At 69.6% G+C, this 26509-nt stretch carries 26 protein-coding genes, 1 tRNA gene and 1 pseudogene; 13 read left to right on the forward strand and 15 right to left on the reverse strand.

The window, feature by feature from the left end; all coding sequences use genetic code 11:
- Nucleotides 1–101 precede the first annotated feature (101 nt).
- Nucleotides 102–1436: an MFS transporter gene (locus ACK4YQ_RS00315; protein ID WP_409607102.1), complete on the forward strand. Its 1335-nt coding sequence runs from the start codon at nt 102–104 to the stop codon at nt 1434–1436.
- Nucleotides 1437–1443: 7 nt separating this feature from the next.
- Nucleotides 1444–2223, forward strand: coding sequence for a DUF599 domain-containing protein (locus tag ACK4YQ_RS00320; RefSeq protein WP_409607104.1), 780 nt, complete (start codon nt 1444–1446; stop codon nt 2221–2223).
- Here ACK4YQ_RS00320 and ACK4YQ_RS00325 read toward each other — a convergent pair.
- From ACK4YQ_RS00325 to msrA, 3 genes are read right to left on the reverse strand one after another with little or no spacing between them, the layout of a single operon-like run.
- The gene (locus ACK4YQ_RS00325) at nt 2186–2527 is read right to left on the reverse strand and encodes an MmcQ/YjbR family DNA-binding protein (protein ID WP_409607106.1); all 342 of its coding nucleotides are present in this window, start codon (nt 2525–2527) and stop codon (nt 2186–2188) included. The genes ACK4YQ_RS00320 and ACK4YQ_RS00325 overlap by 38 nt on opposite strands.
- Nucleotides 2524–2871, reverse strand: coding sequence for an MmcQ/YjbR family DNA-binding protein (locus tag ACK4YQ_RS00330; RefSeq protein ID WP_409607108.1), 348 nt, complete (start codon nt 2869–2871; stop codon nt 2524–2526). The genes ACK4YQ_RS00325 and ACK4YQ_RS00330 overlap by 4 nt, the downstream gene beginning before the upstream one ends.
- The gene (gene msrA / locus ACK4YQ_RS00335) at nt 2868–3521 is read right to left on the reverse strand and encodes a peptide-methionine (S)-S-oxide reductase MsrA (RefSeq protein ID WP_409607110.1); all 654 of its coding nucleotides are present in this window, start codon (nt 3519–3521) and stop codon (nt 2868–2870) included. The genes ACK4YQ_RS00330 and msrA overlap by 4 nt, the downstream gene beginning before the upstream one ends.
- Nucleotides 3522–3687: 166 nt before the next feature.
- Here msrA and ACK4YQ_RS00340 point away from each other — a divergent pair.
- Nucleotides 3688–3777 (forward strand) — tRNA-Ser (locus tag ACK4YQ_RS00340).
- 526 nt (nt 3778–4303) lie between these two features.
- Here ACK4YQ_RS00340 and ACK4YQ_RS00345 read toward each other — a convergent pair.
- Nucleotides 4304–4720 carry a hypothetical protein gene (locus tag ACK4YQ_RS00345; RefSeq protein ID WP_409607112.1) on the reverse strand — a complete coding sequence of 139 codons (417 nt, stop codon included), beginning with the start codon at nt 4718–4720 and terminating at the stop codon, nt 4304–4306.
- On the reverse strand, nt 4717–5856 hold the full coding sequence (locus ACK4YQ_RS00350) for a hypothetical protein (RefSeq protein WP_409607114.1): 1140 nt from the start codon (nt 5854–5856) through the stop codon (nt 4717–4719). Before ACK4YQ_RS00350 ends, ACK4YQ_RS00345 begins: the two co-directional genes overlap by 4 nt.
- A gap of 173 nt (nt 5857–6029) precedes the next feature.
- On the opposite strand from ACK4YQ_RS00350, the gene ACK4YQ_RS00355 reads away from it, so the two are divergent.
- The gene (locus tag ACK4YQ_RS00355; RefSeq protein ID WP_409607116.1) at nt 6030–6980 is read left to right on the forward strand and encodes an IS1595 family transposase; all 951 of its coding nucleotides are present in this window, start codon (nt 6030–6032) and stop codon (nt 6978–6980) included.
- A gap of 295 nt (nt 6981–7275) precedes the next feature.
- Complete coding sequence (locus ACK4YQ_RS00360; protein ID WP_409607118.1) at nt 7276–7464, forward strand: YegP family protein; 189 nt, start codon at nt 7276–7278, stop codon at nt 7462–7464.
- Nucleotides 7465–7478: 14 nt separating this feature from the next.
- Here ACK4YQ_RS00360 and ACK4YQ_RS00365 read toward each other — a convergent pair whose 3' ends face one another.
- Nucleotides 7479–7622, reverse strand: a complete 144-nt coding sequence (locus tag ACK4YQ_RS00365) for a hypothetical protein (RefSeq protein WP_409607120.1) — start codon at nt 7620–7622, stop codon at nt 7479–7481.
- Between ACK4YQ_RS00365 and ACK4YQ_RS00370 the strand changes: the two genes are divergently transcribed.
- Nucleotides 7621–8241 (forward strand): hypothetical protein, encoded by a 621-nt coding sequence (locus ACK4YQ_RS00370; RefSeq protein WP_409607122.1) that lies wholly within the window; start codon nt 7621–7623, stop codon nt 8239–8241. The two genes, ACK4YQ_RS00365 and ACK4YQ_RS00370, sit on opposite strands and share 2 nt — an antisense overlap.
- Before the next feature lie 803 nt (nt 8242–9044).
- A pseudogene (locus ACK4YQ_RS00375) lies at nt 9045–9149 on the forward strand (IS1 family transposase); the annotation flags it as partial.
- 461 nt (nt 9150–9610) lie between these two features.
- On the opposite strand, the gene ACK4YQ_RS00380 reads toward ACK4YQ_RS00375, so the two are convergent.
- Entirely contained in the window at nt 9611–10843 is a 1233-nt protein-coding gene (locus ACK4YQ_RS00380) for an MgtC/SapB family protein (RefSeq protein WP_409607124.1), read from the reverse strand.
- A 248-nt stretch (nt 10844–11091) separates the two neighbouring features.
- On the opposite strand from ACK4YQ_RS00380, the gene ACK4YQ_RS00385 reads away from it, so the two are divergent.
- The 3 genes from ACK4YQ_RS00385 to ACK4YQ_RS00395 all read left to right on the forward strand — a co-directional run bounded on the left by ACK4YQ_RS00385 (nt 11092) and on the right by ACK4YQ_RS00395 (nt 14803).
- Nucleotides 11092–12687: a flavin monoamine oxidase family protein gene (locus ACK4YQ_RS00385; RefSeq protein WP_409607126.1), complete on the forward strand. Its 1596-nt coding sequence runs from the start codon at nt 11092–11094 to the stop codon at nt 12685–12687.
- A gap of 2 nt (nt 12688–12689) precedes the next feature.
- The gene (locus ACK4YQ_RS00390; protein WP_409607128.1) at nt 12690–13103 is read left to right on the forward strand and encodes a c-type cytochrome; all 414 of its coding nucleotides are present in this window, start codon (nt 12690–12692) and stop codon (nt 13101–13103) included.
- 86 nt (nt 13104–13189) lie between these two features.
- Nucleotides 13190–14803, forward strand: a complete 1614-nt coding sequence (locus tag ACK4YQ_RS00395) for an acyl-CoA synthetase (RefSeq protein WP_409607130.1) — start codon at nt 13190–13192, stop codon at nt 14801–14803.
- Between the two features lie 421 nt (nt 14804–15224).
- On the opposite strand, the gene ACK4YQ_RS00400 is transcribed toward ACK4YQ_RS00395, so the two are convergent.
- A complete protein-coding gene (locus ACK4YQ_RS00400; protein ID WP_409607132.1) occupies nt 15225–16235 on the reverse strand; it encodes a M15 family metallopeptidase in 1011 nt (336 codons plus the stop codon).
- Between the two features lie 83 nt (nt 16236–16318).
- Between ACK4YQ_RS00400 and ACK4YQ_RS00405 the strand changes: the two genes are divergently transcribed.
- On the forward strand, nt 16319–16741 hold the full coding sequence (locus ACK4YQ_RS00405; RefSeq protein WP_409607134.1) for an EVE domain-containing protein: 423 nt from the start codon (nt 16319–16321) through the stop codon (nt 16739–16741).
- 12 nt (nt 16742–16753) lie between these two features.
- Here ACK4YQ_RS00405 and ACK4YQ_RS00410 read toward each other — a convergent pair whose 3' ends face one another.
- The gene (locus tag ACK4YQ_RS00410) at nt 16754–17665 is read right to left on the reverse strand and encodes a LysR family transcriptional regulator (protein WP_409607136.1); all 912 of its coding nucleotides are present in this window, start codon (nt 17663–17665) and stop codon (nt 16754–16756) included.
- 132 nt (nt 17666–17797) lie between these two features.
- Here ACK4YQ_RS00410 and ACK4YQ_RS00415 point away from each other — a divergent pair, with 132 nt between their 5' ends.
- Together ACK4YQ_RS00415 and ACK4YQ_RS00420 are read left to right on the forward strand one after the other, a co-directional pair.
- The gene (locus ACK4YQ_RS00415; protein ID WP_409607138.1) at nt 17798–18340 is read left to right on the forward strand and encodes a hypothetical protein; all 543 of its coding nucleotides are present in this window, start codon (nt 17798–17800) and stop codon (nt 18338–18340) included.
- Entirely contained in the window at nt 18340–19704 is a 1365-nt protein-coding gene (locus ACK4YQ_RS00420) for an MFS transporter (RefSeq protein WP_409607140.1), read from the forward strand. The genes ACK4YQ_RS00415 and ACK4YQ_RS00420 overlap by 1 nt, the downstream gene beginning before the upstream one ends.
- Here ACK4YQ_RS00420 and ACK4YQ_RS00425 read toward each other — a convergent pair.
- From ACK4YQ_RS00425 to ACK4YQ_RS00450, 6 genes are read right to left on the reverse strand one after another with little or no spacing between them, the layout of a single operon-like run.
- On the reverse strand, nt 19701–20759 hold the full coding sequence (locus tag ACK4YQ_RS00425; protein ID WP_409607142.1) for an ABC transporter ATP-binding protein: 1059 nt from the start codon (nt 20757–20759) through the stop codon (nt 19701–19703). The two genes, ACK4YQ_RS00420 and ACK4YQ_RS00425, sit on opposite strands and share 4 nt — an antisense overlap.
- 3 nt (nt 20760–20762) lie before the next feature.
- On the reverse strand, nt 20763–21590 hold the full coding sequence (locus tag ACK4YQ_RS00430; protein ID WP_409607144.1) for a carbohydrate ABC transporter permease: 828 nt from the start codon (nt 21588–21590) through the stop codon (nt 20763–20765).
- On the reverse strand, nt 21587–22516 hold the full coding sequence (locus ACK4YQ_RS00435; RefSeq protein ID WP_409607146.1) for a carbohydrate ABC transporter permease: 930 nt from the start codon (nt 22514–22516) through the stop codon (nt 21587–21589). Before ACK4YQ_RS00435 ends, ACK4YQ_RS00430 begins: the two co-directional genes overlap by 4 nt.
- On the reverse strand, nt 22513–23784 hold the full coding sequence (locus tag ACK4YQ_RS00440) for an ABC transporter substrate-binding protein (RefSeq protein ID WP_409607148.1): 1272 nt from the start codon (nt 23782–23784) through the stop codon (nt 22513–22515). Before ACK4YQ_RS00440 ends, ACK4YQ_RS00435 begins: the two co-directional genes overlap by 4 nt.
- Nucleotides 23784–25304 carry a glucosylglycerol-phosphate synthase gene (ggpS, locus tag ACK4YQ_RS00445; protein ID WP_409607150.1) on the reverse strand — a complete coding sequence of 507 codons (1521 nt, stop codon included), beginning with the start codon at nt 25302–25304 and terminating at the stop codon, nt 23784–23786. Before ggpS ends, ACK4YQ_RS00440 begins: the two co-directional genes overlap by 1 nt.
- Entirely contained in the window at nt 25258–26034 is a 777-nt protein-coding gene (locus ACK4YQ_RS00450) for an HAD family hydrolase (protein WP_409607152.1), read from the reverse strand. Before ACK4YQ_RS00450 ends, ggpS begins: the two co-directional genes overlap by 47 nt.
- Nucleotides 26035–26509: the final 475 nt, after the last annotated feature.

The following is a 26509-nucleotide window of genomic DNA, read 5'->3' on the forward strand; positions in this document are numbered from 1 at the left end:
CTGTCCCGCCGGCCGGCCAAACGCCGCGGCGGCCCTTCCGTTCGGCGGGGAAAGCGCCCTAGCATCCGCCCCAGCGACAACCGGCGGGGGGACGAGGGCGGATGACGGCGACGGAAACGGGAGTGGACGCCCAGGTCCCGGCCGCGGCCGTAGCGCCGGGTCTGACGCCGCTCGCCCGGCTGAAGGCGATCCTGGGCGGATCGGCGGGGAATCTGGTGGAGTGGTACGACTGGTTCGCCTACTCCTCCTTCGCCCTTTATTTCGCCAAGCACTTCTTCCCCGAAGGCGACCGCACAGCCCAGCTGATGCAGGCTGCGGCGGTGTTCGCCATCGGCTTCCTGGCCCGGCCTGTGGGGGCCTGGCTGATGGGCCTCTACGCCGACCGGGCCGGACGGCGCACCGCCCTGACGGCGGCGGTGGCCATGATGTGTCTGGGCTCCTTCGCCATCGCCATCCTGCCGGACTACTCGGTGATCGGGCCGCTGGCGCCGGCCGGCCTGCTGATCGCGCGCCTGGTGCAGGGCCTTTCGGTGGGCGGCGAGTATGGCGCGAGCGCGACCTACATGACCGAGATGGCCAGCCGCAAGCGGCGGGGCTTCTGGTCGAGCTTCCAGTTCGTCACCCTGATCCTGGGCCAGCTCACCGCCCTCATGGTGCTGATCCTCCTGCAGAACCTGCTGAGCGTGGAACAGCTCGAGGCCTGGGGCTGGCGCATCCCCTTCGCGATCGGCGGGGTGATGGCGGTGGTTGTGTTCTGGATCCGCACGGGCCTGGAAGAGAGCGCCTCGTTCACCAACGCCCAGGCCGCCGGCGCCGAGCGGGCCAAGACGATGATGCTGTTCCTGCACTTCCCGAAGGAGACGGCGATGATCTTCGGCCTGACGGCCGGCGGCTCGCTCGCCTTCTACGCCTACACCACGTACATGCAGAAGTTCCTGGTCAACACCGCCGGCTTCTCCAAGGACGCCTCGGCGGCGATCAGCGCGGCGGCCCTGGTGGTGTACATGTTCGCCCTGCCCCTGTTCGGCTGGATCTCCGATCACCTGGGACGCAAGGCGACCCTGGCCTACACCTTCGGCATGGGCATGCTGCTGACCTATCCGATCATGACGGCGATCTCGGGAACCACCGACGCCCTGATCGCCTTCGCCCTGGTGGCCGGCCTGCTGATCATCCTGACCGGCTACAGCTCGGTCAGCGCGGTGACCAAGGCCGAGCTCTTCCCGGCCCATGTGCGCGCCCTGGGGGTGGCCCTGCCCTACGCCACCGCCAACGCCGTGTTCGGCGGCACCGCCGAGTTCGTCGCCCTGCGCTTCAAACAGGCGGGGTTCGAGAGCGGCTTCTACATCTATGTGTCGGCGGTGATGGCGGTGGCCCTGGCGATCTCCCTGGCCCTGCCGGACTCGCGCCGCGAGAGCCGGATCCTGGAGGACTGAGGCCCACATGAGCGACCTGGCGCGGTTCGCCGCCGCCCTCTCTCCGCTGGACGTGGCCGCCCTGGCCGTGTTCGCCGTGGCCTGGTTCGGCTACGAGCCGCTGCTCAAGGCCGCGGCCCGCGGCGGCGGGGTGATCAACCGCGACATGACGTTGATCCGCGCCGCCTGGATGGGCAACATGGCCCGGCGGGAGAACCGGTTCATGGACGGCCAGCTCCTGGGCCACGCCCTGAACTCGGCCTCCTTCTTCGCCTCGTCCAACCTGATCCTGATCGCCGCCACCGCGGGCGCCCTGTTCGGCGGCGAGAACACCTTCCGCAGCGCCTCCAGCCTCCTGGTGCTGAAGACCAGTTCGCGGCTGCTGTTCGAGGCGCAGCTCGCCCTGGTGCTGATCGCCCTGGCCCGGGGCCTGCTCGACTTCATCTGGTCGATCCGCCAGATGAACTACTGCCTGGCGGCGATCGGCGCCGCGCCGGACCTGCCCGAAGGCGGGGCGAACGGCCGGGCCCAGGCGTTCGGCGAGATCGCCGCGCGGCTGCTCAACCCGGCGCTGTCCTCGTTCAACGCCGGGGTGCGGGGCTATTACTTCGCCCTGGCGGCGGCGGCCTGGACCTTTGGCGCGGTCCCGTTCCTGGTGGCGACCCTCGGGGCGGTGGGCCTGCTGCTCTGGCGTCAGCGGCGCTCGGCGGCGGCGCGGGCGATCGGCGACCTGCGCCGGCTGCTTGAGCAACCGGAGCCCGAGCCGGAGCCTAGGCCAGGCCCAGGGTCTTCCGCTGGGCCCGGGTGAGCCGGGCGGCCACCAGGCTATGGGCGCTGGCCAGCCAGCCCTTCATGTCTTCGGGATCGATGGCGTCCAGGTCCTCCATCGCCAGCCATTTGGCGCGGGCGAGGTATGGCGCGGGCCGGGCCATGCCGCTCTCGACCATGGCCGCATAGGCGATGTCGCTGGCCTTGAAGGAGACGCCGCCGCCCAGGCCGCGGATGGCGAAGATGCGCCCGCCGACCTTGTAGACGTCGCTGCCGCCCCACTGGACCACATGCGAAGCCCCGGGCAGGGCCATGGCCAGGGCGTGCAGCGCCTGGGGCGTCACGGCTGCAGGCCAAGGTCGCGGCGCTGGGCTCCGGTCAGCTTGGCCGCGACCAGGCCGTGGGCCGACGCGAGCCAGCCGGCGACCTCGGCGCCGTCGAGCTCGCCGGCGTCGGCGAAGCTGACCCACTTGGCCCGGGCGAGGTAGGGCGCGGGGACGGCGCGGCCGGACCCGATCAGGGCCTCGAAGGCCACGTCGCTGGCCTTGAACGACAGGCGCCGGCCCGTCCCGTCGGTGGCCGCGAACATGCGCCCGGCGAGCTTGTAGACCCGGTCGTCGCCCCATTGGACGGCGAGTTCGGCGCCCGGCAGGGCGAGGGCCGCAGCCTCCAGATCGGCGGGCGTCATGCGCCCACGCCGATCCCGATGGGGCAGGAGACGCCGGTGCCGCCGACGCCGCAATAGCCGGCCGGATTCTTGGCCAGGTACTGCTGGTGGTAGTCCTCGGCGAAGTAGAAGGGCCCAGCTTGGACGATGTCGGTGGTGATGGCGCCGTAGCCCTGCTTGGACAGGGCCTGCTGGTAGGCGGCCTTGGAGGCTTGCGCGGCCGCGGCCTGGACCTCGTCGGCGACGTAGATCCCCGAGCGGTACTGGGTGCCGATGTCGTTGCCCTGGCGCATCCCCTGGGTGGGGTCATGCCCCTCCCAGAACACCTTCAGGAGCTGCTCGTAGGTGACCACGCGCGGGTCGTAGACCACCAGCACCGCCTCGGTGTGGCCGGTGCGCCCGGAGCAGACCTCCTCGTACGTCGGATTGGGGGTGATCCCGTCGACGTATCCGACGGCGGTGACCCAGACGCCCGGGACCTGCCAGAACTTGCGCTCCACGCCCCAGAAGCAGCCCATGGCGAAGACCGCGGTCTGCAGGCCTTCGGGATAGGGCCCCTTCAGAGGACGGCCGTTGACGAAGTGGCTCTCGGCGGTGGGGATCGGCTGGGCGCGGCCCGGCAGGGCGGTGTCGCGCGTGGGCAGATCGAGGGTCTTCTTGGCGAAGAACATGGGGTGGGCTCCGGCGGGGGTTCGCCTGCAAAGATAGGCGCTTGGCGGCCGCTTTGCACGGGGCGCGGCGAGCCTGCGCGGCCGCCGCGAACGGGCGCTTGCCCCAAAGGGGCTCATCGCTATATTGCGCGCCTTCCGCCGGGGGGCGCGCCCTCCGGGCCCGGATGGTGAGGTGGCCGAGTGGTTGAAGGCGCACGCCTGGAACGCGTGTATAGGTGAAAGCCTATCGAGGGTTCGAATCCCTCTCTCACCGCCACTCAGGCGTACCAGCTCAGCTCTTTCGGACGCTGAACCGCCAGCCGCGGAAATTCCGGGGCCTTCCCGACTTCCTTGCCAACAGACCAGGCCGCAATAGGGACGTCTCGGGCCGATTCCGCGCGCTTTCGGCGCCCGGTCTCTCGCGGCCTCCCGCATGCACGGTTTCACCCTGTTAGCCTGTTATTCGCCGAAATTCGCATCGGCGAATGCCTGCCGTGCGTCGCTTCGCTCTGAACACGCGCGGCTTTTCCACGCCGGCAGCGTTCTCCGCCGTCAGACATAACAGGCTGGAACAGGCCCTGCTTAAGCCGAGATCGGGTCCAGCCGGCGGCGACAAACAGGACGAAGACTGCGGAATCAGGCGGCTTCGAAGTCCAGCATCCGCCGCTGGTCCTCCCACGCGACAGGCAGATCGGCCTGGAGCAGCTGATGCAGCGTGAGCTCCGCCCCCAATCCTGACGCCCGTCATCCTCGCCTAATGTGCATTCCATGCAGCCCCACACCGAACATCGGTTTGCGGCTCCTTAGTCCAGGGGAGCTTCGAACGACTCGGCTTCCGTAGGCGGCCAGTCCTTCGCCCACCACCGGAGATTGCTGAAGCGTGGATCGCTCTTCAGGCTGCTTTCGAGATGCCTGAGAAACGCGATCAGGGGCGCCTGGTTGGGCCAGAGCCGCCGGGTCATGTCCTTCGTCTGAAGGATGTAGTCGTCGATGAAGGTGACCTGCATCCAGAAGCGCTGCCCCTGGCCGTAGGCATTGAGCGTCCAGCCGTTCTCATATTCGTTCTCCGGCTCGTCGACGCGATAGCCGCGCGCCCTCAGCAGCTCTGCGACCGCCCGGGCGACGGCCTGTCCGGCGAACTGAATTTCGTTGCCGTCTTCGGCATAGATGGTGTCGTCCGGGAAGTCGGCTTTGAACCAGACGTTAGGCCTCAGCTTCACCAACCTTCGTCCTCCCCTTCCAGATCCTGGAACCCGCCTCCCGCTGCGGCGCCGAGGCCGCCGACACGGGCCTTCAGCGGCGCCGGGCTGCCATGCCAGATTTGGCCAGCAAACCCGTATCTCGGCAAGTCTAAGTCCCGTCCGCTCCAGCGCTCACCGAGCACGCCTGTCCCGTGGAACCGGGGGTCCACCCCATAGTGAAGTTCGTAGAAATCACCGCGGCTGATGCCCGGCGGGATCAGCTTGTTGAACGGCCCGTCCATGTATTCGCGCGGGATCGGTCCGCCCCCCAGCAGGCCTGGCAGCCTCGTCCTTCGAGGGATGAAGTGGCTGCCCCTGTTCGAGGTCGGATAGGGCTGCGCCAGATGCGCGGCCGCCCTCGGGCTGAAACCTTGCGCGACGTACTTCTCGACGTTCCCGACGTTCTCTGCACGCCCGAGCCCCTTCACCGCCTTGGCGACAGGCCCTCCCATGGCCAGCGAACCGACATCGAAGATAAACTCGCCCTGGTTCTGGCCGATGTCGAAGGTCCGCCGAAGCTCGCCGGCGAAAGTCGGCGCGGCTGGCGTCGCATTCGGGTCCAGGTCGATGCGCATCTGGCGGACCCTCGCCTTGACGTCGTCGACCACCATCTGCGGATCGGCCACAGCCCTGCCGGCATACTCCGCCACGTTCCGCGCCGCCTGCGCGAGTTTTTCCCTTGCCGATTGGCCCGGCAGACTCATCACACGATCGAGCGGATTGGGTAGTCGCCACATGAACACGGCCCCGTCGACGAGTCCCTCTGCCGCGTGCTCGGCACCTCTCACGACCCCGGCCAACGTGCCTGCGCTACCGGCGGCGCCGACGGCGACTGACCTGAGCCCCGGCGTTTCACCAACACGGTTCAACGTCGAGCCGGCCATACGTTTCGCCCTATCCACGCCGCTCGTCGCCGCTTCCATCACACGCTTCTCAGACTCCTGCAGAAGCTTGACGCCGTGCCTCATGACATCCCCAGGCGAAGTCAGCTTCAGATCCTGGCCAGCCCGGATCGCCTTGCGGTAGCCTTCATGTGCAGCCGCCTCCGCCTCCCGGCCGAGGCGCGCGGCCCTGCGCCGCTGACGTTCCATGAACTCCGCGATGCTCTCGCCCATGCCCCAGCGCCGGCCCAAGAGGCCGCCCCCTTCATGTGATGTGAATTGGTGCTGAAGCGCGACCACGCTCCGCCCAGCACAAAAATACAATGACTCCCGCCGCCGCGTTTGGGCAGTTATATACTTGACAAAGCAAGCCCGTGAGATACCTTGGCGGACAAGGGAAAACCGCCATGAACCTCACCGACCCCATCTTCGCCGACGCCGACAAGGCCCGCGAGCACCTTGAAAAGACCCGCTGGCCCCATGGCCCGGTCTGCCCGCATTGCGGCTCGGTTGATGACGCCACCAACGTGGGCGGCAAGGCCGCGCGTCCCGGCGTCTACCAGTGCAACGCCAAGGAATGCCGTCAGCAGTTCTCGGTGACGGTCGGGACCGTGTTCGAGTCCTCCAAGGTGCCGCTGAACAAGTGGCTCCTCGCCACCTACCTCATGTCGTCCAGCAAGAAGGGCGTCTCAGCCCACCAGCTCCACCGCACCCTCGGCGTCACCTACAAGACTGCCTGGTTCATGGCCCATCGCATCCGTGAGGCGATGAACCCCGCCGATCCCGCGCCCATCGGTGGACAGGGCAAGGTCGTGGAGGTCGATGAGACCTTTGTGGGCGGCAAGGAGAAGAACAAGCACGTCTCCAAGCGCAGCAAGGGCGTTGGTCCCGGCGCGTGGCGCATGGAACCCGTCGTGACCCTGGTCGAGCGCGACGGTCGCGCCCGTTCGTTCCACGTCGCCAGCATCACCTCTAAGACGCTGCGCCCGATCATCGTTCAGACCGCCGACCGCGCCTCACACCTGATGACGGACGGCGCTCGTATGTACCCCGCCGTTGGCAAGGAGTTCGCCGCGCACTCGGTCGTGGATCACACCGCAGGCGAGTACGCCCGCATGGGCTTCCATCACTCCAACACGGTCGAGAACTACTTCTCGATCCTCAAGCGCGGCGTGACGGGCGTCTATCACCACGTCTCGCCAGCCCATCTGGCGCGCTATCTGGCCGAGTTCGATTTCCGCTACTCGCACCGCTCGGGCCTCGGGATCGACGACGAGCTGCGCACCAACGAAGTCCTGCGCCACCTTGGCGGGAAGCGCCTGACCTATCGGCGGTCTGACGAAGGCGCGCACGCTTAAGCAGAAGGCGAGGAAAGTGCACTCGCTCAGGAGGCGGAACGGAGGGGGAACGGAGGGTTAATTGTCGTTAACCGCTCCAGTGTATCCTTGTTCTGTGGTCGACCGATTCGGGCAAACCACCGGAAAGGGAACTGAGGCTTCAATCTCGCCCAGGTACGTCGCGAATGGCAGAGTTTCCAGCCGAGCCTTCGCGTCGTTCAGGTCGCGAGCCCAAAGCTCCAGCGCCCATTCCGCCCCTCCATGTCGGTACTCAAAAAGGTACCGACTCAATGCGTCAGATGAAGGGAACACACCCATGACGCCTTCTCACTTCTTCGTCTACCGCGACGACAGCGTCTATCGCCATTGGCGCTGGACTCTGTACGCCGTGAACGGCCGCAAGATTGCCAACTCTGGCGAGGGCTACGTCAATAAGCAGGACTGCGTAAACGCCATCCACGGCGTCGCCGCCTCCTACGGCAAGCCCATCAAGTACGCGGCCTAGAGGTTAATCGACCCTTACGCCTTGGGCGCGGGCTTCGGCTCGCGCCCCTTCTTGCCCGCGTCATGCGGCTTGTGAGGCGTCGTCAGCAGGTTCTTCAGGGTCCGGTTGAAGACCGCTTCGGCGTCGGGGTTTTCGTCCTTGGGAGGCTTGTCTGTCATGGAACCAGCCTATCACATACCGCTTTCAGCCGATGAGCGCAGAATGCTTGGCGAGGTTGTCGCCATCCAAGGTCAAATCGAATGGTCTATGCAGGCCACGGTTTGTCGCCTCCTGAATGTCGATGGGGCGCTCTGTCGGACAATCATGGGGTCCACCAGCGTCGAAGCCAATTCGACGATTTGGGTTAGGTCCATTCGCGACAAAGCCTCCAGTGAAGACGCGAAGCTTTGGGCAGAGTGGGCCTACAAAGAAATCGCCCGTCTGGCACAAGGGAGAAACGACTTCGTACATGCCGTCTATGGAATTCCGCGACTGGATGCGCCAGGAGACTTCCTGATGATCGGCACCGATGGCGACGGCGATCTGCATTTTGCCCAGTCGGGCGGACTAGCCATTCGGGTCAAGAACCGGGAAGCACGCCCCGCCGCAGAAATTGCCGCTGTGCGCGCAGGCCTCGCCAAGCTCTCGTGCGTGATCGCCCATATCAACGGGCTCCTGAGGGACGATTCTGAGACAAATCGAGCATGGCGCGAAAAACTCGGGCCACCACCTCAGCCGACGCCTCCCAAGGCTGGACCGAAGAAGGCCAAAGCGCAGCGACCCCCGCCTCAATCATAGCGGGCGTCACTTCGAATTCGCCTTCATCCTCGCTAGCCATCTCTCTGTCCTCGCTGGGACAGCTACACACGCAACGCCTGGAACGCGCTCAGAAATTACCGAATCGCGTCTGCTTTGTCACGTATATAACTGCCCGCGTTTGTCAAGAACAAAAAGGGAACACCCTCGCTCGCCACCGGAGCCCATCATGGCGGAGGCTGCCTCCACCGCCACTCAGGCGCGAGACTAGTCTCTTAGAGCGGCGTTCCGGCCTAGCCTCGGTAATCCCGGCGTCCCTGGCGACCAAACCGCGGTGGATGCGACCCAGCGCCCGCCAAAACCCCTGTTCCAGCGCCCGACCTCCTGCCCGCGTCTCCGCGCGTCCATGGATCGGTCGAGTTTGGCTTCGGAACAGGGACCGGAAAGAATTGCGAGGGCCCGATCAGGCTGCCCGACGCGTCCACCTCTCGGGCAACCATCTGAATTTCCTGCGAGTTGCTGGCTGATTTGCTGTTTCCATGGATCAGGGGAATCGCTCCAGACAGGATGGTGCGAACGTCCGACACCCGCTCGCCAGCCCTCCCCTTCTGAAAGGGCATGACGCCTACTTTGCTAACGCCTTCATGGAGGACGTCGCATTGCGACTGGCTTCCCGCGTCCAGCTCACGTCAGACGGCCACAAAGCCTATCTCAACGCCGTGGAAGGCGCGTTCGGGGCCGACGTCGATTACGCCCAGCTTATGAAGCAATACGGCCCCGCGCCGGGCCCGACGGGCCGCTGCAGCCCGGCCGTATGTACTGGCGCCCGCCGCGTCGAAGTCGAGGGCGCTCCCGATCCAAAGCACATTTCCACGTCCTACGTTGAGCTTCAGAACCTCACGATGCGGATGCACATGCGCCGGTTCACGCGCCTTACGAACGGCTTCGCCGCTGTTCATCGCCTCGTGGACTGCGTACTCGAAGCAGATTCCGCAGTCGCCGTCCCCTGCGCGGTAGAAGCGCGGCAACATCTTCAACTTCACGTTGTCGTATCCGCCGACCTCGGCGACGATGTCCGCTTTCAGGGCATAGAGCGTGCCTTTCAAAATCGGCCGAACCACAGCCGTTAGCGCCAACACCTCATCCGCTACGGGATTTAGTTGCTGCTCTTGTTGAACCCTCATGACGCCCCCGCCTAGTTCCGCGGCCACCGATAAACTGGCCGCCTTGGCGAGTCACGCGATGTGGTTGCGTCGCGCCGCGATAGCGCGCGGGCAGGGTATTTTCAAACTCACCCACTACCGATCTAGCGGTAAGAACAACATAGGAACTTTCGGCCTTGTCCCATCACGGCTTCGGCTCAGGGGCCGCCTCGGAGACCATCTGGGAGGCCGCGCTCGCGGGCCGGGGCTCAGCCGCGCGGCGAGAACCCCCAGGCCTGCAGGGCGAAGCCCGCCCAGGCGGCGGCGAGGACCAGGGCGAGGCCGGCGAAGACGCGCAGGCGGAAGGCGGGCGGGCCGGCGGCGCGGGCGAAAAGCGCCTTGGTGAGGGTGTTGGCGGTGAAGGCGGCCAGGATCGGCACGACGGCGTCGCCGGGAGACAGGGCGCCGGCGGCGGCCAGGGAGGCGATGGAGATCGCCGCGGCGTGGGCGTCGACGAGGCCCGCCACCGCCGCGGCGAGCGCCGCCCCCCGCTCGCCGAACCAGTGGGACAGGGCCGCAGCCGCGACCAGGACGACGCAGAGCAGGCCGGCGAACACCAGCGCGGTGGCCGGGCTGAAGGCCTGGCCCGTGGAGAGGTCCTCGCCCGGCGGCTGGCAGGCCGCCGCGGCGGTGAAGGCCGCGCCATAGGCCAGGGCCGCGACGCCGGCGCAGGCGAGCGGCAGGGCCAGGGCCTGGAGCGTGTGAAGGCTGGCGGCGCCGACCACCAGGGCCATCTGCACCACCGTGGCGACGGTGGATAGCGCCGCGCCGGCCACGGCCGGGGCCAGGACGGCGGGCGCGCGAGCCGCCCGCTCGCCCATGGCGCCGATGGTCGCGGCGCTGGAGATGAAGCCGGAGGCGAGGCCCGCCGCGGGCAGGCCAAGCCGCACGCCCAGGGTGCGCACCGCCACCTGGCCGAGGGCGCCGATCGCCAGGACGAAGATCACCAGCAGCCAGACCTTGTTAGGATTGATGGCGCCGAAAGGTCCCATCGGCCGGTCCGGCAGGAGCGGCAGGACCACCAGGGTCGCCGCGGCGAGCAGCAGGGCCGAGCGCGCCTCGTCCTCGCTGAGGGCGCTCTGGACGAAGCGGTGCAGCGGGGTGCGGGCGGCGAGCAGGATGGCGGTGACGACGCCGAGGCCGGCGGCGAGGTCGGGCAGCTCCGCCGCCAGCCCGCCGAGAAGCGCGGTGAGCACCAGGGCCGCCTCGGTGGTGAGGCCCGGGTCGCCGCCGGCGCGGGTGCGCCAGTAGGACAGGCCCGCCAGGGCCCCTGCGCCGGCGACGGCCAGGGCCAGCAGCGGCGGGCCGCCGACGACCATGGCCACGGCGCCGGTCAGGGCGACGATGGCGAAGGTGCGGATGCCCGCCGCCTGCGGCGCGGTCTGCTGGCGCTTGCGGCGCTCGCGTTCGCCGCCGATCAGCAGGCCGAGACCCAGGGCCACCGCGATGCTGACGATGATGTCGTGCGTGATGGCGGCCTCCCATGGAGCGCGGCGGCGCGGGCCGCCCGCCCTTCATAGGCCCCAGGCGCAGGGCGCGTCATCCGCCCGGGCGCCCATTCGCTGCTCAGAGCCGCCGCTGCGACGCCGCAAAATCGGATCCCGGCGGCCGAACGCCGGGCGCGGGCGGCCCGGCCGTTGACCGGCCCCCTCCCCGCCGCGGCAAGTGGCCAGGACGCGAGGGGCGGGAGATGGTGATGAATTCTGGGGCGGGCAGGACGACGCGGCGACAGCTGCTGTCGGCCATAGGCATGACCGGCGGAACGGCGGCGCTGTACCACGCGATGACGGCGCTGGGACACGCGGCCGAGACCCAGTTCACCGGCCCGCCGGCGCTGTCGGGAGCGCGCAAGGGCGCCTCGGTGGTGGTGCTGGGGGCGGGGCTGGCGGGTCTGCTGGCGGCCTATGAGCTGAACAAGGCCGGCTACAAGGTGCAGATCCTGGAGTTCCAGAACCGCGCCGGCGGCCGCAACTGGACCCTGCGCGGGGGCGACACCTACACCGAACTGGGCGGGGCGACGCAGAAGGTGGCCTTCGCCCCCGGCAACTACCTGAACCCCGGGCCGTGGCGCATTCCCCACCATCACCGCACGCTGCTGCACTATTGCCGGCAGTTCGGCGTGGCGCTGGAGCCGTTCATTCAGTTCAACCACGCCGCTTATGTGCACTCCACCGACGCCTTCGGCGGCAAGCCGATGCGCTACCGCGAGGTGGCCGCCGACTTCGAGGGCCGGGTGGCCGAGCTGCTCGGCAAGGCCATCGACCAGAAGGCGCTGGACGCCGAGCTGACGCTGGAGGACCGCGAACGGCTGCTGGAGGCGCTGCGCGGCTGGGGCATGCTGGACAAGGACATGCGTTATGTCTCGAGCCTGCAGACCTCGGGACACCGCGGATACGCCCGCCCGCCGGGGGGCGGGGTGAACGGGGCGCCCCTGCCCTCCGAGCTCCTCGACTTCCACGAGGTCCTGGACCCGCAGGTCTGGACCAGCATGTCGTTCTTCATGAACCACACCATGCAGACCACCATGTTCCAGCCGGTGGGCGGCATGGACATGATCGGCAAGGCCTTCGCCCGGCAGGTGGAGGGGCTGATCACCTACAACGCCAAGGTCAGCCGGATCGCCCAGGACGAGCGCGGGGTGACGGTGAGCTACCAGGACACCGCCAGCGGGGCGATGAAGGAAGCCAAGGCGGACTGGTGCGTCTGCACCATCCCGCTGTCGATCCTGGCCCAGATCGAGGCCGAGGTGAGCGACGAGCTGGCCGCCGCGATCCGCGCCGTGCCCTACACCGGCCAGGTGAAGGTCGGCCTGGAGTTCGCCCGCCGCTTCTGGGAGGAGGACGAGGCGATCTACGGCGGGATCAGCTTCACGAACCAGGAGATCGGCCTGGTCTCCTACCCCAACAACGCCTTCTTCTCGAACGGTCCGGCGGTGCTGCTGGGCGCCTTCGCCCGTGACATGGGCGGCTACCGCCTGGCGGGGATGACGCCGCAGGAGCGGATCGAGGCGGCCCTGGCCCAGGGCGAAGCGATCCATCCGCAGTATCGCAAGGAGTTCCTGAGCGGCGCCTCGGTGGCCTGGAGCCGGGTGCCCTGGACCCTGGGCTGCTGTGCGCGCTGGAACGAGGAGACCCGCAAGACCCACTACCAGACCCTGGTGGCGATGGACCGGCGTGTGGTCCTGGCCGGGGAGCACGCCTCCTACGTCGGCTGCTGGATGGAGGGCGCCCTGCTCTCCTCGCTCGACGCCATCGGGCGGCTGCACAAGCGCGCGCTGGAGGCCTGAGGATGAAGCGCAGGATCATGTTGGGCGCGGCGCTGGCGGCGGCGGCCCTTTCGGCGGCGGCCCCGGCCGGGGCGGACTCCCCCGGCGGCGGGGGCACCAAGGTGGCGGTCCCGCGGACGGGCGAGGAGGTCTACCGGGCCGTGTGCCAGGCCTGCCACATGGCCGACGGGCGGGGCGCCACCGGCGCCGGGACGATCCCGTCCTTGGCGGGCAACCCGCGGCTGGCGGCGGCGGCCTATCCGATCGTCGTCGTGGCCAAGGGCAAGGGCGGCATGCCCTGGCTCGCCGGCACGCTGAGCAACGCCCAGATCGCCGAGGTGGTCGGCTATGTGCGCACCCACTTCGGCAACGCCTACCCAGCACCGGTGACCGAGGACGAGGTTGCCCGGCTGGCCGGAGACGCGCCCGGCCATTGACGGGGGGCCGCCTGGTCTGGTCATTGGTCCTGCGCGACGCGGCGAAAAGACCGCGCGCCGGCCAACGGCCCAGGGAGGAGTGCGTGATGGCTTGGAACTTCGGCGATATTCTGGACGCGATCGAGCCGGTGCTGCCGCCGGAGGCGCCGGCGTTCATCCATGGCGAGCGCGTGATCAACTGGGGCGACACCCGGCGGATCACCAACAACCTGGCCCGCGCCCTGATCGCCCGCGGCGCCCAGCCGGGCGACAAGGTGGCGATCTACATGCGCAACCGGCCCGAATACATGCTGGCCTTGTCGGCCTGCTTCAAGGCGCGGCTGACCCACGTGAACGTCAACTACCGCTACACGCCGGACGAGGTCTGGTACATCTTCGACAATTCGGACGCCCAGACGGTGGTCTACGCCTCCGAGTTCCGCGAGGCGGTGGAGCAGATCCGCCCGCGCCTGCCGAAGGTGAAGACCTGGGTGGAGGTGAGCGCCGACGGCCAGGTCGCGCCCTTCGCCGAACGGTTCGAGGACCTGGCCGGGGAAGGAAACGGCGGGCCGCTGGACATCCAGCGCTCGGGCGAGGACCAGCTCTTCATCTACACCGGCGGCACCACCGGCATGCCCAAGGGCGTGATGTGGGCCCACCACGACATGCGCGAGATCACCCTGGCGGCGGCGCGCAAGCTCGGCCCCGTGCCGGAGACGCTGGAGGCGTTGGCCGAATTCACCAGGGCGGCGGGCCCCGGCGGACGCATCCTGCCGGCGCCGCCGCTGATGCACGGCACGGGCCTGTTGACCGCCATGGGCGCGCACCTTGCCGGCGGCTGCGTCATCACGCTGCAAGGCGCCGCCTTCGACGCCGCCGAAATGCTGCGGGCGGTGGACCGGCACAAGCCGCAGACCCTGGTGGTGGTGGGCGACAGCTTCGGTCGCCCGCTGCTGAACGAGCTGAACGCGAACCCCGGCAAGTACGACGTCTCCAGCGTGGCGGTGATTGTCTCGTCGGGGGTGATGTGGAGCCTGGAGGTCAAGCGCGGGCTTCTGGAGCACATGCCCGGGGCGATGCTGAACGACGGCTTCTCCTCGTCCGAAGCCCTGGGGATGGGCGCCTCGGTGATGACCAAGGCCGGCGAGGTGCAGACCGCCAAGTTCATGCTGGGCGAGCGCTGCCGGGTGTTCGACGAGAACGATCAGCCGGTGGAGCCGGGCTCGGGCCGCCCCGGGATCGTGGCGCTCGGCCCGCCGAACCCGGTAGGCTACTACAAGGACGAGGAGAAGACGGCGCGCACCTTCCGGGTGATCGACGGGGTCCGCTACTCGATCCCGGGCGACTGGTGCATCGTCGAGGCGGACGGCACCCTGACCCTGCTGGGCCGCGGCAACGCCTGCATCAACACCGCCGGGGAGAAGGTCTTCCCCGAGGAGGTGGAGGAGGCGCTGAAGACCCATCCCTCGGTCGAGGACGCCCTGGTGGTGGGCGTGGCCGACGAGAAGTGGGGCCAGGCCGTGACCGCGGTGGTGGACCTGAAGCCTGGCTTCGACCTGGACGAGGACGCCCTGCGGGCGCACGTGCGGCGCAGCCTGGCCGGCTACAAGACTCCCAAGCGGATCGTCATCGCCGACCGGCCAATGCGCGCGGCCAACGGCAAGGCGGACTATCCCTCGGCCCGCGCCGCGGCGGAAGCGGCGCTGACGCCGGCGGAATAGGCCGTCGAGGCGGGCCGCAGGTCCGCCTGGCGCTGGACGCCGGGCTTTCGCCTCGGCCGCTCCATGTCGACCCGGAGCGTCGACGCCTCCGAGGCCCGGGCCGTCGGCGGCCTGGACGGCGGCCCGGTGCTCTTGGCCGCGTGCAAGAAGACCTTGCCGGATTATCGGCCGGACCCTTCGTCCGCCGGCTAAGCCCCTCCGACCGCACGCGGTCCTACAGCGGCATGCTGGTGAAGCTGGATCGCGGAGGCGCACGACGGACCAGCGGAGGATCGATTCGGGATCGAACCTGTTCCTGCTCAGCGCGAGAGCGGCGATCCGGACGATCTGCTGCTGGGCGGGTCGCCGGGCGAGGCGGCGGCGATCTTCCATCTTTCGGGATGGTGACGTCGGCCGGCCGAGGGGCGGCCCCGCCGCCAGCTCAGGGGCGCGGCGTCGCCGAGCCGGCCAGGGCCTCGAAGGTCTGGTTGCCGATGCCGTAGTCGGCCCAGTCCTTGTAGTCGAAGTGCCACCACTCCTCGGGCAGAACAACGAAGCCCTCCTTCTCCATCTCCCGGCGCAGCAGGTCGCGCAGCCAGCGCTGGCGGCCCGTGCCGCCCGGGTAGTCGGCGAAGGAGCGGCGGGACATCTCGTCGTAGCGGCCGGTCATCTCCACCGGCTGGCCGGTGGCGAGGTCGTAGAGCGTCAGGTCGACGGCGCAGCCGCGGTTGTGGCGCGAGCCGCGGGCGGGGTCGGCGACGAAAATGCGGCTGGCCTCGGGGGTCGCATCCCAGAACATCCTGGTCACGAACCAGGGCCGATAGGCGTCGTGGACCAGAAGGCCGTAGCCCTGGGCCGCCAAGGCCCGGGCGACCCGGCCGAGGGCTTCGGCCGCCGGGCGCTGCAGATAGGCGGCGGGACGTTCGTAGAGGGCGAAGCCCATGAAGTTGTCCGAGCCTGCATAGCGGATGTCGAGACGGATCGTGGGATCGACGCCGGTCAGGTCCACGAGGTCGGCGGGGCGGCGCGGGGCGGGCTCGGCCGGGGGCGAGGCGGCGAGGGCCGCGGCGCGCAGGGCGGCGGGGTCGGCCCGGGTTCCCGCCTGAATGGCGGCGACGGCCTCGGCCCCCACGTCGCGCGCGGGCAGGCGGCGGCCGTCCACGATCACCGCGCCGGGCTCGAAGGCGAGGGCGCGGGGCGGCGCGTCGGGCGGGGCGTAGCTGCCCGGCGACAAGGGCTGGAGCGGGGCGCGCGACCAGCCGCGCCCGTCGACGAACAGGCGGCCGGCGTCCTCGTAGACGGTGAGCAGGCCGTCGTCCGGGCCGTACTCTCCGACGGCGGCGGCGAGGGCCGGCGGCGGGGCGGCCGGCGGGCCGGCCACGGCGGCGGTGGCGGCAAGGACGGTCCCCAGGGCGGCCCCCAGAGCGGCCAACATCGCCAAAGCCCGTCTCATCGCATCTCCCCAGCGCTGCGCCGACGCCACCGTAGCGGCGGGCGGCGTGGGGGGCTATCTAACGGAGCCGAGGGGTGGATCGCATGGAAAACCAGTCTGGCCTGTGGCTCATGAAGTCGGAGCCCGAAAAGTACTCATTCGCCGACCTACAGCGGGACGGCCGCACGGCGTGGGACGGCGTGCGCAACAATCAGGCGGCGCTCTACCTCAAGGCCATGAAGGTCGGCGACCAGGCGTTGTTCTACCATTCGCAGAAGGACCTGGCGGCCGTCGGGCTGATGCGGGTCTCGAAGGAGGCCTTCATCGACCCCTCCGACGCGGCGGGCCGCTTCGTGGCGGTGGAGGTAGAGCCCGTGCGCCTGCTGAAGCGGCCGGTGACCCTGGCCCAGATGAAGGCCGAGCCGGCCCTGGCCGAGATGAAGATGTTCCGCCAGTTCCGCCTGTCGGTCGTGCCGGTCACGCCCGAGGAATGGGCGGTGATCCTGGGCCTGGCGGGCGAAGGCTAGGCGAGGCGCGCCTCAGTCTGCGCCGAGGGCGAGTTCAGCCGCGCAGACCTCGCGGACGCAGGCGCGCAGCCAGCGATGGGCGGGGTCGGCGTCGAGCCGCGGATGCCAGAGCATGGAGACGGTGAACGCCCGGGCCGGCGCCGGGACGGGAAAGCCGACCATGCCCTGGCGCAGGCGCCGGGTGTGCAGATCGGGCACGGTGGCGACGAGGTCGGTGGCGCGGGCCAGGGACAGGGCGGCGGCGAAGCCGCCGACCATGCAGACCACGTTGCGCTGGAGACCGGGCGGCAGGAACGGCAGGTCCACCGCGTCGGCCTCGTGGCCGCTACGCGAGACCACCACGTGCCGCGCCTGGGCGTAGCCGCGCGCATCGACCGGGGCGCCCGACAGGGGATGGCCCGCGCGCACCACGCCGACGAGCCAGTCGCGGAACAGCCCCTGGCTGCGCACCTCGGGGCCCAGGGAGTCCTCCAGCACCCCCGTCTCCAGATCGACGCGCCCATCGCGCAGGGGCGTGCTGTCCTTGTCCGGCTTCTGCAGGAAGGTGAGGCGAACCCCCGGCGCCTCGAGGCCGACCCGCGCCACCAGGGCCGCGCCGAAGGCTTCGACGAAGCCGTCGCTGGTGCGCAGGGTGAAGGTGCGCGCAAGGGCGGTCAGGTCGAGCCGCTCCGCCGGACGCAGGACCGCCTGGGCCTGGCCGACCAGCTCGGCCACCTCGTCCCTGAGGGCCAGGGCCCTGGGGGTCGGCACGAGCCCGCGCCCCGCCTTCACCAATAGCGGATCGCCCGTCGCCTGGCGCAGCCGCGAGAGCGTGCGGCTCATGGCCGACGGGCTGAGCCGCAGCCGGCGGGCCGCGCGGGCGACGCTGGCCTCGGCGAGAAGGACGTCGAGCGCGACGAGCAGGTTCAGGTCAGGGGCGGACATGAAGCGAGCCTAGCACGATCCGATGCGATACACGGCGTTCGATGCACGCCTGACATGCGAATGCTGCCTGTTCCGCCATCCTTCGTCACCGCATAGCCTTGGCGCCGCGATGACGAACCCAAGGAGGCGGCGATGGTCGGCGATGCACTCTTCGACTGCGTAGACGCGATCAGGGCGGACTGGGGGCCGCTGTCCAGCCGCCTGGTGGACGCGTGCCGGCGGCGGCTGGAGGTCCTGGCGGCCGCCCCGGCGTCGGAGTCCTGGCTGAGCGAGCTGCACCGCGCCGGCCCGGCAAGCCGGGAGCTCCACCGCGACGCCGAGCACGGCTTCATGCTGCTCGCCCACACCGAGACCGAGGGGCTCTACCGGCCGCCCCACGACCATGGCCGCGGGTGGGTCATCTACGCAGTGCAGAGCGGCGAAGTCGAAATGGGGTCCTACGCCCGGGTGCAGGACGAGGACGGCAGGGTGCGGCTGGTGAAGCGCGACGCGAGCGTCGTCCGCGCCGGCCAGGCTCGGGTCTATCTGCCCGGAGACATCCACGACACACGCTGCCTGACCCGGACCGCTCTGCTGTTGCGCTTCACCGATCGGGACCTGAAGCGGGAGGATGGCGAAGAGCGGCGCATGACGCGCTACGTCGAGCACGACGGCGTCTGGACTGCGGCGGTCTGATGAGACCGCTCCAGGCGCCCCGCACGTTGGCGATCGCCGCCGTGCTGGGGGCGATGGCGATGGTGGTCCTGGACGCCGGCGTCGTCGCGGTGGCTCTGCCGACGATCGCCGGCGCGTTCGCGGCCTCGCCGGCGCAGGCGATGGCGGTGGTCACGGCCTATCAGACGGCGCTGGTGATCGCGCTCCTGCCCAGCGGCGCCCTGGGCGAGCGGCTGGGGCACAGGCGCGTGTTCGCGGGCGGCGTCGCGGTCTTCGCCCTGGCCTCGGCGCTATGCGCGGGCGCGCCCTCCCTGCCCTCGCTGGCGGCCGCGCGGGCGCTGCAGGGCCTGGGCGGATCAGCCGTGATGGCGTTGGGGGTGGCGCTCCTGCGCCAGTCCGTCCCTGACGCTCGCCTCGGCGCCGCCATCGGCTGGAATGCGACCACCGTGGCGTTGACCTCGGCGGCGGCGCCCAGCCTGGGGGCGCTGATCGTCACCTCGGCGCCTTGGCCGTGGCTGTTCGCCCTGAACCTTCCCCTGGGAGCCGCCATCCTCCTGGCGGCGCGGGCGCTGCCGAAGCCGGAGGGTTCGGCGCGGCCGCTGGACGTGGTCAGCATGGTGCTGAACGGAGGGCTGTTCGGGGGCTTCGTCCTGGGCGTCCAACTGGCGCCGAAGAGCCTAGCGGAGGCGGGCGCGGTCCTGGCGCTGGCGGTCGGATGCCTGGCCCTGCTGATCCGGCGGGAGGCGCCAAGGCCCGCGCCGCTGTTTCCCCTCGACCTGCTCCGGACCCCGAGCCTGCGGATCTCGGCGATGGCGTCGGTGTGCTGCTTTGCGGGCCAGAGCGCCGGGCTGCTGGCGCTGCCGTTCCATCTGCAGCACAACCTGGGCCTGACACCGGCCGCCGCCGGGCTCTATCTGACCGCCTGGCCGCTCAGCGTGGCGGCGGCGGCGCTGGCCGCAGGCCGCCTCGCCGACCGGCTTCCCGCGGCCTGGCTGTGCGCGGGGGGCGCGGGCCTGCTGTCGGCCGGGCTGATCGCCGCGGCGGCCTGGCCGCCGTGGGGAGACGCAACGGCGCTCATCGGCTTCGGCGCCTTGTGCGGCCTGGGATTCGGACTGTTCCAGACGCCCAACAACCGCACCATCTTCCTGTCCGCCCCCGCAACGCGGAGCGGAGCCGCCGGCGGGCTGCAGGGGACCGCGCGCCTGACCGGCCAGACGGCGGGGGCGCTGATGCTCTCGACGCTCTTCAGCCTGGGGCCTGTCGATGCGGCGCCCAGGACAGGCATGGCCCTGGCCGCCGCCCTGGCCCTGGCGGCGGGCCTGGTGAGCCTGGCGGGACGGCCGCGCGCGGCGGACTTGCCTTCGGCGACGCCGCAGTCGCCCTAGACGCCCAGGTCCAGCCGGGCGCCGTCCTGCCCGAAGAGGTGCAGGCGTTCGGGGTCTAGGCGGAGCTTCACCGGGGAGTGGCGGGACGGCTGGGGGCCGTCGGCCCCGTGGCGGACGGCCAGGACGGCGCCGTCGGCCAGCTCGGCATGGACGATGCGCGCTTCGCCCAGCTCCTCGACCAGCATGACCCGGGCGGCGAGGCCCGTGTCGGCCAGAGCGATGTTCTCCGGGCGAACGCCGAGGTCGGCCTTGCCGCCGGGCGCGGCGGCCGGCAGCGACACGCGCTCGCCGGTGGAAAGGACCGCGGCGTCGCCCTCCAGCGTGACCGGCAGGATGTTCATCGTGGGGGAACCCATGAACTCGGCGGCGAAGCGGGTGGCGGGGCGGTGGTAGAGCTCGGTGGGCGTGCCGACCTGCTCGATGTGGCCGGCGTTGAGCAGGACGATGCGGTCGGCCAGGGTCATGGCTTCGAGCTGGTCGTGCGTCACATAGACCATGGTCGCGGCCAGATCCTCGTGCATCCGCGCGATCTCCAGGCGGGTCTGGGCGCGCAGGGCGGCGTCAAGGTTGGACAGGGGCTCGTCGAACAGGAAGACCTTGGGTTCGCGCACGATGGCCCGGGCGATGGCGACCCGCTGGCGCTGGCCGCCGGACAGCTCGCGGGGGCGGCGCTTCAGCAGGGGCGCGATCTGCAACATGTCGGCCACCCGGCGGACACGGGCGTCGGTGTCGGCCTTGGAGGCGCCGGCCAGCTTCAGGCCGAAGGCGATGTTCCGGTAGACGTCCATGTGCGGATAAAGGGCGTAGGACTGGAACACCATGGAGACGCCGCGCCGGGCGGGGGCGATGCGGGTGACGTCCTCCTCGCCGATGCGGATGGTCCCGGAGGTGGCGTCCTCGAGCCCCGCGATCAGGCGCAGCAGGGTGGACTTGCCGCAGCCGGAGGGACCGACGAAGACGACGAACTCTCCGTCCTGAACGGTCAGGTTGATCCCGCGGATCACCGGGGTGTCGCCGAAGCGCTTGACGAGGTTTTCGAGGCTGACGCCGGCCATCGGCTATCCCTTGACTGCGCCGGCGGTCAGCCCGGCCACCAGACGGCGCTGGAAGATCAGCACCAGGACGATCAGCGGCAGGGTGACGATCACCGAGGCCGCCATGATGTTCCCCCAGGGCAGCTCGTACTCGGAGGCGCCGGTGATCAGGGCGATGGCGACGGGCACGGTGCGCTGGTCGTTGGAAAGGGTGAAGGTGAGCGCGAACAGGAACTCGTTCCAAGCGGCGATGAAGGCCAGCAGGCCGGTCGCCGCCAGCGCCGGCCCCAGCAGCGGCAGGAAGATCTGCGTGACCAAGGTCCAGGGCCCCGCCCCGTCCATGATCGCCGCCTCCTCGATCTCCACCGGCAGGTCGCGCACGAAGGTGGTCAGCACCCACACCGTGAACGGCAAGGTGAAGATCATGTAGGAGACGATCAGCCCGCCCAGGGTGTCGTAGAGGCGCAGGACGCGGATTACCTCGAACAGGCCGGAGAGCACGGCCACCTGCGGGAACATGGAGACGCCGAGGATGGCGTAGAGCAGCGGGCCGCGGCCGGCGAAGCGCACGCGCCCGAGAGCAAAGGCGGCCGTGACCCCGAGCGCAAGGGAGACGGTGACGACCGCCAGGGCCACCACCACCGAGTTGAAGATGTTCCGCGCGAACGGCTGTTCGCGCCAGATCGCCTGGTAGTTGGCGAAGTCGAAGCTGGCCGGCCAGTAGTCGACGCGAAAGATCTCCGAGCCCGACTTCAGCGAGGTCACGACCGCGTAGTAGAACGGAAACAGAAGGAAGATCAGCAGGATGGCGCAGGCCAGGAACAGGCCCGCGCGTCCGAGGACGCGGTTCACCGGCGCCTCCCGTCGACGTCGGGCCGCATAGCGGCCATGTAGATCACCGTCATCAGGGCGATGACGAAGAACAGGAGGGTCGAGGCGGCCGAGCCGTAGCCCACGTCCTGGAAATCCACCAGTTCCCGGCGGGCGAAGACCGACAGGGTGATGGTGGCGTCGGTCGTGCCGGTCATGATGTAGACGAGGTCGAACATGCGCATGGCGTCGAGCAGGCGGAAGATCACCGCCACCGCCAGGGCCGGCCGGATAAGCGGCAGAGTGACCTGAAAGAAGACCCTGACCGGATGCACCCCGTCCACCCGGGCGGCCTCGTAGCAGTCCTTGGGCGTCATCTGCAGGGCCGCCAGGGCCAGGAGGGCGACGAAGGGCGTGGTCTTCCAGACGTCGACCATGACGACAGCGGCCATGGAAAGGCTCGGCTCCGCCAGCCAGGCCACCGGCGCAGCGATTAGGCCGAGCTTCATCAGGGCGTCGTTCACCACCCCGAACTGGTCGTTGAGCATCCAGCTCCACATCTTGGCCGAGACGACGGTGGGGATCGCCCACGGCACAAGCAGGGCCGCGCGCATCAGGCCGCGGCCGGGGAAGGCGGTGTTGAGCAGCACGGCCATGGCCACGCCGAGCACCGTCTCCAGGGTGACCGAGACGGCGGCGAAGACGAGGGTGTTCTTCAGCGCCGCCACCCACTGGGGATCGCTGAGCACGCCGTACCAGCGGCCCTGGTCGTAGGCCAGGTAGTTGGACAGGCCGACGAAGCTGTAGCGCCTCATGTCCACCAGGGTGGCGTTGGTGAGGGAGAAGTAGACCGTACGCGCCAGGGGCCAGGCGGCCACCAGGGCCAGCACCGTCAGCATGGGGGCGAGGAACAGCCAGGCGGACCGCGTCCGTTCGCGGGCGGCCTGGCTGCGGACCGGCGCCGTCACCAGCGGGCCCTGTACTTCAGCCGGTCGAGGTCGGCCTCGAGCTCGGCCACGCGGGTGGGGGCCGCCTCGCCGGCCAGGATGTCGTGGGCGGCGCGCCAGACGTCGCTGGACAGCCGGTTGTAGTGCGGACCGGCGATGCGCGAGGGCCGGGCCGCGGCGTTCTCCAGCGACGGCAGGAGCTCGGCGAAGAAGGGGTTGGCCGCCAGCACCTGCGGATCGTCGTAAAGCGCCGGATAGGTCGGGTTGTAGGAGGCCTCGATCGCCCGGATCTTCTGTTCAGGCGCGCTGGTCAGGTAGGCCACCAGGGAGGCGGCCTCGGCCGGATGCTTCGAATAGCGCGACACCGCCAGGTGCCAGCCGCCGAGCACGCCGGAGGTCTTGCCCCCAGCGCCGCCGCTCGGCAGGGGCACGACCCCGACCTTGCCGCGCACCGGGCTGTCGGGGCTCTGGGCCAGGGCCCAGGCGTAGGGCCAGTTGCGCATGAAGACGGCGGCGCCGGTCTGGAAGACGCCGCGGGCGGCCTCCTCGTCATAGTTGAGGACGCCGCGGGGGGAGATGTCGCCGACCCAGGAGCCGGCCAGCGCCAGGGCCTGGACGGCGAGGGGATTGTCCACGGTGATCTCGCCGGACGCGCTCACGATGTGGCCGCCGCCGAAGCTGTCGATCCATTCCAGCGCATTGCAGGTCAGGCCCTCATAGGCTCTGCCCTGGAAGACGTATCCCCAAAGCCGGACGTTCCCGCGGGCCCGCTCGGCGGCCTGCACGGCGCGGGCGATGCGGGTCATCTCCTGCCAGGTGCGGGGCGGGGCGTAGCCGTATTTCGCCAGGAGGTCCTTTCGGTAGTAGAGGACGCCCACGTCGGTCCACCAGGGCATGGCGACCAGCCGCCCGTCGACCGTGTCGTTGCGGATCAGCACGGGGAAGTGGGCCCTGGGGGCGTCGCCCATGTAGGGGCGCAGGTCGATCAGGTGGTCGGCGAGCACCCCTGCCCAGACCACGTCGATCTGCAGGACGTCGAAGGCCTGGGACCGCGATGCCAGCATCTGCAGATAAAGCGCCAGACGGTCGGTGGAGGAGTTCGGGGTCGAGACGATCTTGACCCGGTTGCCGGTCTTCGCCGCCCAGCGGTTCGCCGCCTCGGTGCACAGGCGAAGCTCCACCCCCAGCGAGGCGCAGGAGATGGAGATCTCCACCGGCGCGGCCAGCGCCCGACCGCCCCCGCAGAAGAGCGCCAGGGCCGCAAGGGCCGCCGCGAAGACCGAGCGCATCAGGCCGCGTCCAGCGCCGGCGCCTGACGCGAAGCGAAGCTGATGCCGTCGAACTGATCGGCGACCTCGTCGGCCCAGTGGGCCAGGTCGAAGTGGCGCACCACCTTGTCCATCGCCTGCATCCGCGCACGCGCCTCGTCGGTCGGCATGTCGAGGGCCGCATCGAGGGCGGCGTCCATCGAGCGGGACGAATAGGGGTTGGTCAAGACCGCGTCGGTCAACTCCACCGCGCATCCGGCGAACTCGGAGAGCACCAGCACCCCGGGATGGCCCTGCTTGGCGGCCACATACTCCTTGGCGACGAGGTTGAGCCCGTCGCGCAGGGGCGTGGTCAGGCAGATGTCGGCGATGCGGTAGTGGGCCACCAGCCGCTCGAAGGGGATGGCGGCGCCGAACAGCACAACCGGCGTCCAGTCCAGGCGCGAGAACCGGCCGTTGATCCGCCCGACGATGGCCTCGATCTCGCGCTGGGTCTCTTCGTAGACGGTCATGGTGGCGGCGGCCCGCACCGAGGTGACGAGCAGCTTGACCTTGTCGATCAGCTCGGGCCGGCGCTCCAGCAGGCGTTCGAAGGCCAGGAGGCTTTCGATCATGCCCTTGGTGTAGTCGGTGCGCCCGACGGCCATGAGCAGGCGCCGGCCGCCAAGTTCCTCGCGCAGGCGGGCCTGCAGGATGCGGCTCTCCTCGGCGGCCAGGAGGCTCTCGATCAGTTCCGGATTGGCGCCGACCGGGGCCACCCCCAGGCGCACGCGGCGCCCGCCGGCGCGCAGGGCGGTGGGGACCTCCGGCTCGGCCAGGGCCACGCCGCTGACGGCGAGCCCCTCCTCCACCGGCGCCGTCCCCTCGATCGCCGCCCCGCACAGAGCGCGGGCCACGTCGGCGAAGTTCTTAGCGTAGCGGGGGATGTGGAAGCCCACGAGGTCGCAGTCCAGCAGGCTGCGCACGATCTCCTCGCGCCAGGGCAGGACGTTGAAGACGTCGGCCGCCGGGAACGGGGTGTGGTGGAAGAAGGCGATGCGCACGTTCGGCTTCAGCGCCCGCAGATAGGCCGGCACGAGCCACAGGTTGTAGTCGTGAATCCACACCAGGCCGTCGTCGGCGACCTGTTCGGCGGCCGCCTCGGCGAACAGGCGGTTGACCTCGCGGAACGTGGCCCAGTCGACGTTCTCGTACTGATAGAGGCGCGGGAAGGAGTGGAGGATCGGCCAGAGCGCCTCCTTGGAGGTGACGGCGTAGAAGCTCTCCACCTGCTCGGCGGTCAGCGGCAGGCGCGAAACCGTGTAGCCGCCGCGGGGGTCCTCGACGTGGACCACGCGCTCGAAGTCGACGCCCGCCTCCGGGTCGTAGGTCTTCCAGGCGACCCAGGCGCCGGCGTCGGGCTCCAGGCGGTTGAAGAAGCTCTTCAGCGTGGGGACGATCCCGTTCGGGCTCTTGTGCGTGCGGTAGACGACCTTGCCGTCGACCAGCACCTCCTCACTGGGCTGCCGGTGATAGACGATGACCAGCGACGACTTGTTCATGGTTCGGAGCCCCCTTGAACTTGAAGTGGCGGATGGCGTCGGCGATGCCCGCCGCTCCGGGCAGGCGGCTGACGTGGACGTTGCGCAGGCGCTCGACGGCGCGCAGCAGGCGCGGCTCGGAATTCCCGACGGCCACGCCCTTGAAGCCGGTCTGAAACAGCGACAGGTCGTTCATGGTGTCGCCGGCGACCAGCACCCCTTCGGGGTCCAGACCCAGGGCCTCGACTAGGCGGATCAGGGTCGGCCCCTTGGACACCCCGCGCGGCAGGACGTCGAAGAAGCGGTCGGCGGACAGCAGGCAGTCGAAGCCGGCGGCCTCGACCTTGGCCACGCTGCGCGGCGACAGGCGCGCCGGGTCGTAGTCGTAGCTGACCCTGTGTCGGAACGGGGTGTCCTGCAGGGTCAGACCGGGTTCGCCGACGAGCATCGCCTTGACCCGCTCGCCCGCGTCGTTCCAGGCCGCGGCGATCGGCGCCTCGAGGTCGGCCACCGGCTGCAGCGTGCGGCCGTCGAATACGGAGGTCCCGATGTCGCCGACGATGTAGTGCGGCCGCGGCATGCCGGGCGTCTCGATCAGCCGGGCGACAAAGTCGAGATCGCGGCCGGTGACGAAGATCAGCAGGACGTCTTCGCGGGCGGACAGGCCGGCGTAGAGCGCTTGGCGCGCCGCGTCGAGGCCGCCCAGGAAAGTGCCGTCCAGATCGGTGGCCAGGACCAGGGCGGGCGTCATGGGCGCGCGCTCCCGGCGTGGGGAATCGCTATGCCGCCCTTGCGGGCGGTGATGTCTGACGCCGTCGGTCCCAGGTCGTTACAGAACCGCGTGGCTGCTCCGTTCGTAAGCACGGTCGCCCTCCGCTGTGGTGTAAGCGACGCATCGGCCGCCAGTTGATTTCGGGATTCGCCCAAGCCCCTTGCCATTAGCCGCGGCGTACATAGCCGACAAGTCAGCACATGTCAAACATTCATTTCTTACTCGACAATATTGTTGAGAATTCCGTATTGACCCTCCTTTGGATTGACCATGCCTCAAGTCATCATGGCGCGACATCTTGCGATTTCAGCTATAGGAACGCGCTCAGTTTCCGCACTAGTACAACTGCGCATCGACTCTAAAGATGACGGATATTTATCGGCCGAATAGGCGACCGGCGACGGCGGAAAGCGGCCGAGCGGGGGAACGCCCCCCGCCCGAGGGGGGTTTGGAA

Origin of the sequence: Phenylobacterium sp., assembly GCF_046291545.1 — a bacterium.
Taxonomy (GTDB): Bacteria; Pseudomonadota; Alphaproteobacteria; order Caulobacterales; family Caulobacteraceae; genus Phenylobacterium.

What these genes read in the sequence shown, in the direction of transcription:
- ACK4YQ_RS00315 (WP_409607102.1), top strand. Translation starts at nt 102, where the DNA reads ATGACGGCGACGGAAACGGGAGTGGACGCCCAGGTCCCGGCCGCGGCC.
- ACK4YQ_RS00320 (WP_409607104.1), top strand. Translation starts at nt 1,444, where the DNA reads ATGAGCGACCTGGCGCGGTTCGCCGCCGCCCTCTCTCCGCTGGACGTG.
- ACK4YQ_RS00330 (WP_409607108.1), bottom strand. Translation starts at nt 2,871, where the DNA reads ATGACGCCCGCCGATCTGGAGGCTGCGGCCCTCGCCCTGCCGGGCGCC.
- msrA (WP_409607110.1), bottom strand. Translation starts at nt 3,521, where the DNA reads ATGTTCTTCGCCAAGAAGACCCTCGATCTGCCCACGCGCGACACCGCC.
- ACK4YQ_RS00350 (WP_409607114.1), bottom strand. Translation starts at nt 5,856, where the DNA reads ATGGGCGAGAGCATCGCGGAGTTCATGGAACGTCAGCGGCGCAGGGCC.
- ACK4YQ_RS00355 (WP_409607116.1), top strand. Translation starts at nt 6,030, where the DNA reads ATGAACCTCACCGACCCCATCTTCGCCGACGCCGACAAGGCCCGCGAG.
- ACK4YQ_RS00360 (WP_409607118.1), top strand. Translation starts at nt 7,276, where the DNA reads ATGACGCCTTCTCACTTCTTCGTCTACCGCGACGACAGCGTCTATCGC.
- ACK4YQ_RS00370 (WP_409607122.1), top strand. Translation starts at nt 7,621, where the DNA reads ATGGAACCAGCCTATCACATACCGCTTTCAGCCGATGAGCGCAGAATG.
- ACK4YQ_RS00365 (WP_409607120.1), bottom strand. Translation starts at nt 7,622, where the DNA reads ATGACAGACAAGCCTCCCAAGGACGAAAACCCCGACGCCGAAGCGGTC.
- ACK4YQ_RS00385 (WP_409607126.1), top strand. Translation starts at nt 11,092, where the DNA reads ATGGTGATGAATTCTGGGGCGGGCAGGACGACGCGGCGACAGCTGCTG.
- ACK4YQ_RS00390 (WP_409607128.1), top strand. Translation starts at nt 12,690, where the DNA reads ATGAAGCGCAGGATCATGTTGGGCGCGGCGCTGGCGGCGGCGGCCCTT.
- ACK4YQ_RS00395 (WP_409607130.1), top strand. Translation starts at nt 13,190, where the DNA reads ATGGCTTGGAACTTCGGCGATATTCTGGACGCGATCGAGCCGGTGCTG.
- ACK4YQ_RS00400 (WP_409607132.1), bottom strand. Translation starts at nt 16,235, where the DNA reads ATGAGACGGGCTTTGGCGATGTTGGCCGCTCTGGGGGCCGCCCTGGGG.
- ACK4YQ_RS00405 (WP_409607134.1), top strand. Translation starts at nt 16,319, where the DNA reads ATGGAAAACCAGTCTGGCCTGTGGCTCATGAAGTCGGAGCCCGAAAAG.
- ACK4YQ_RS00410 (WP_409607136.1), bottom strand. Translation starts at nt 17,665, where the DNA reads ATGTCCGCCCCTGACCTGAACCTGCTCGTCGCGCTCGACGTCCTTCTC.
- ACK4YQ_RS00415 (WP_409607138.1), top strand. Translation starts at nt 17,798, where the DNA reads ATGGTCGGCGATGCACTCTTCGACTGCGTAGACGCGATCAGGGCGGAC.
- ACK4YQ_RS00420 (WP_409607140.1), top strand. Translation starts at nt 18,340, where the DNA reads ATGAGACCGCTCCAGGCGCCCCGCACGTTGGCGATCGCCGCCGTGCTG.
- ACK4YQ_RS00425 (WP_409607142.1), bottom strand. Translation starts at nt 20,759, where the DNA reads ATGGCCGGCGTCAGCCTCGAAAACCTCGTCAAGCGCTTCGGCGACACC.
- ACK4YQ_RS00440 (WP_409607148.1), bottom strand. Translation starts at nt 23,784, where the DNA reads ATGCGCTCGGTCTTCGCGGCGGCCCTTGCGGCCCTGGCGCTCTTCTGC.
- ggpS (WP_409607150.1), bottom strand. Translation starts at nt 25,304, where the DNA reads ATGAACAAGTCGTCGCTGGTCATCGTCTATCACCGGCAGCCCAGTGAG.
- ACK4YQ_RS00450 (WP_409607152.1), bottom strand. Translation starts at nt 26,034, where the DNA reads ATGACGCCCGCCCTGGTCCTGGCCACCGATCTGGACGGCACTTTCCTG.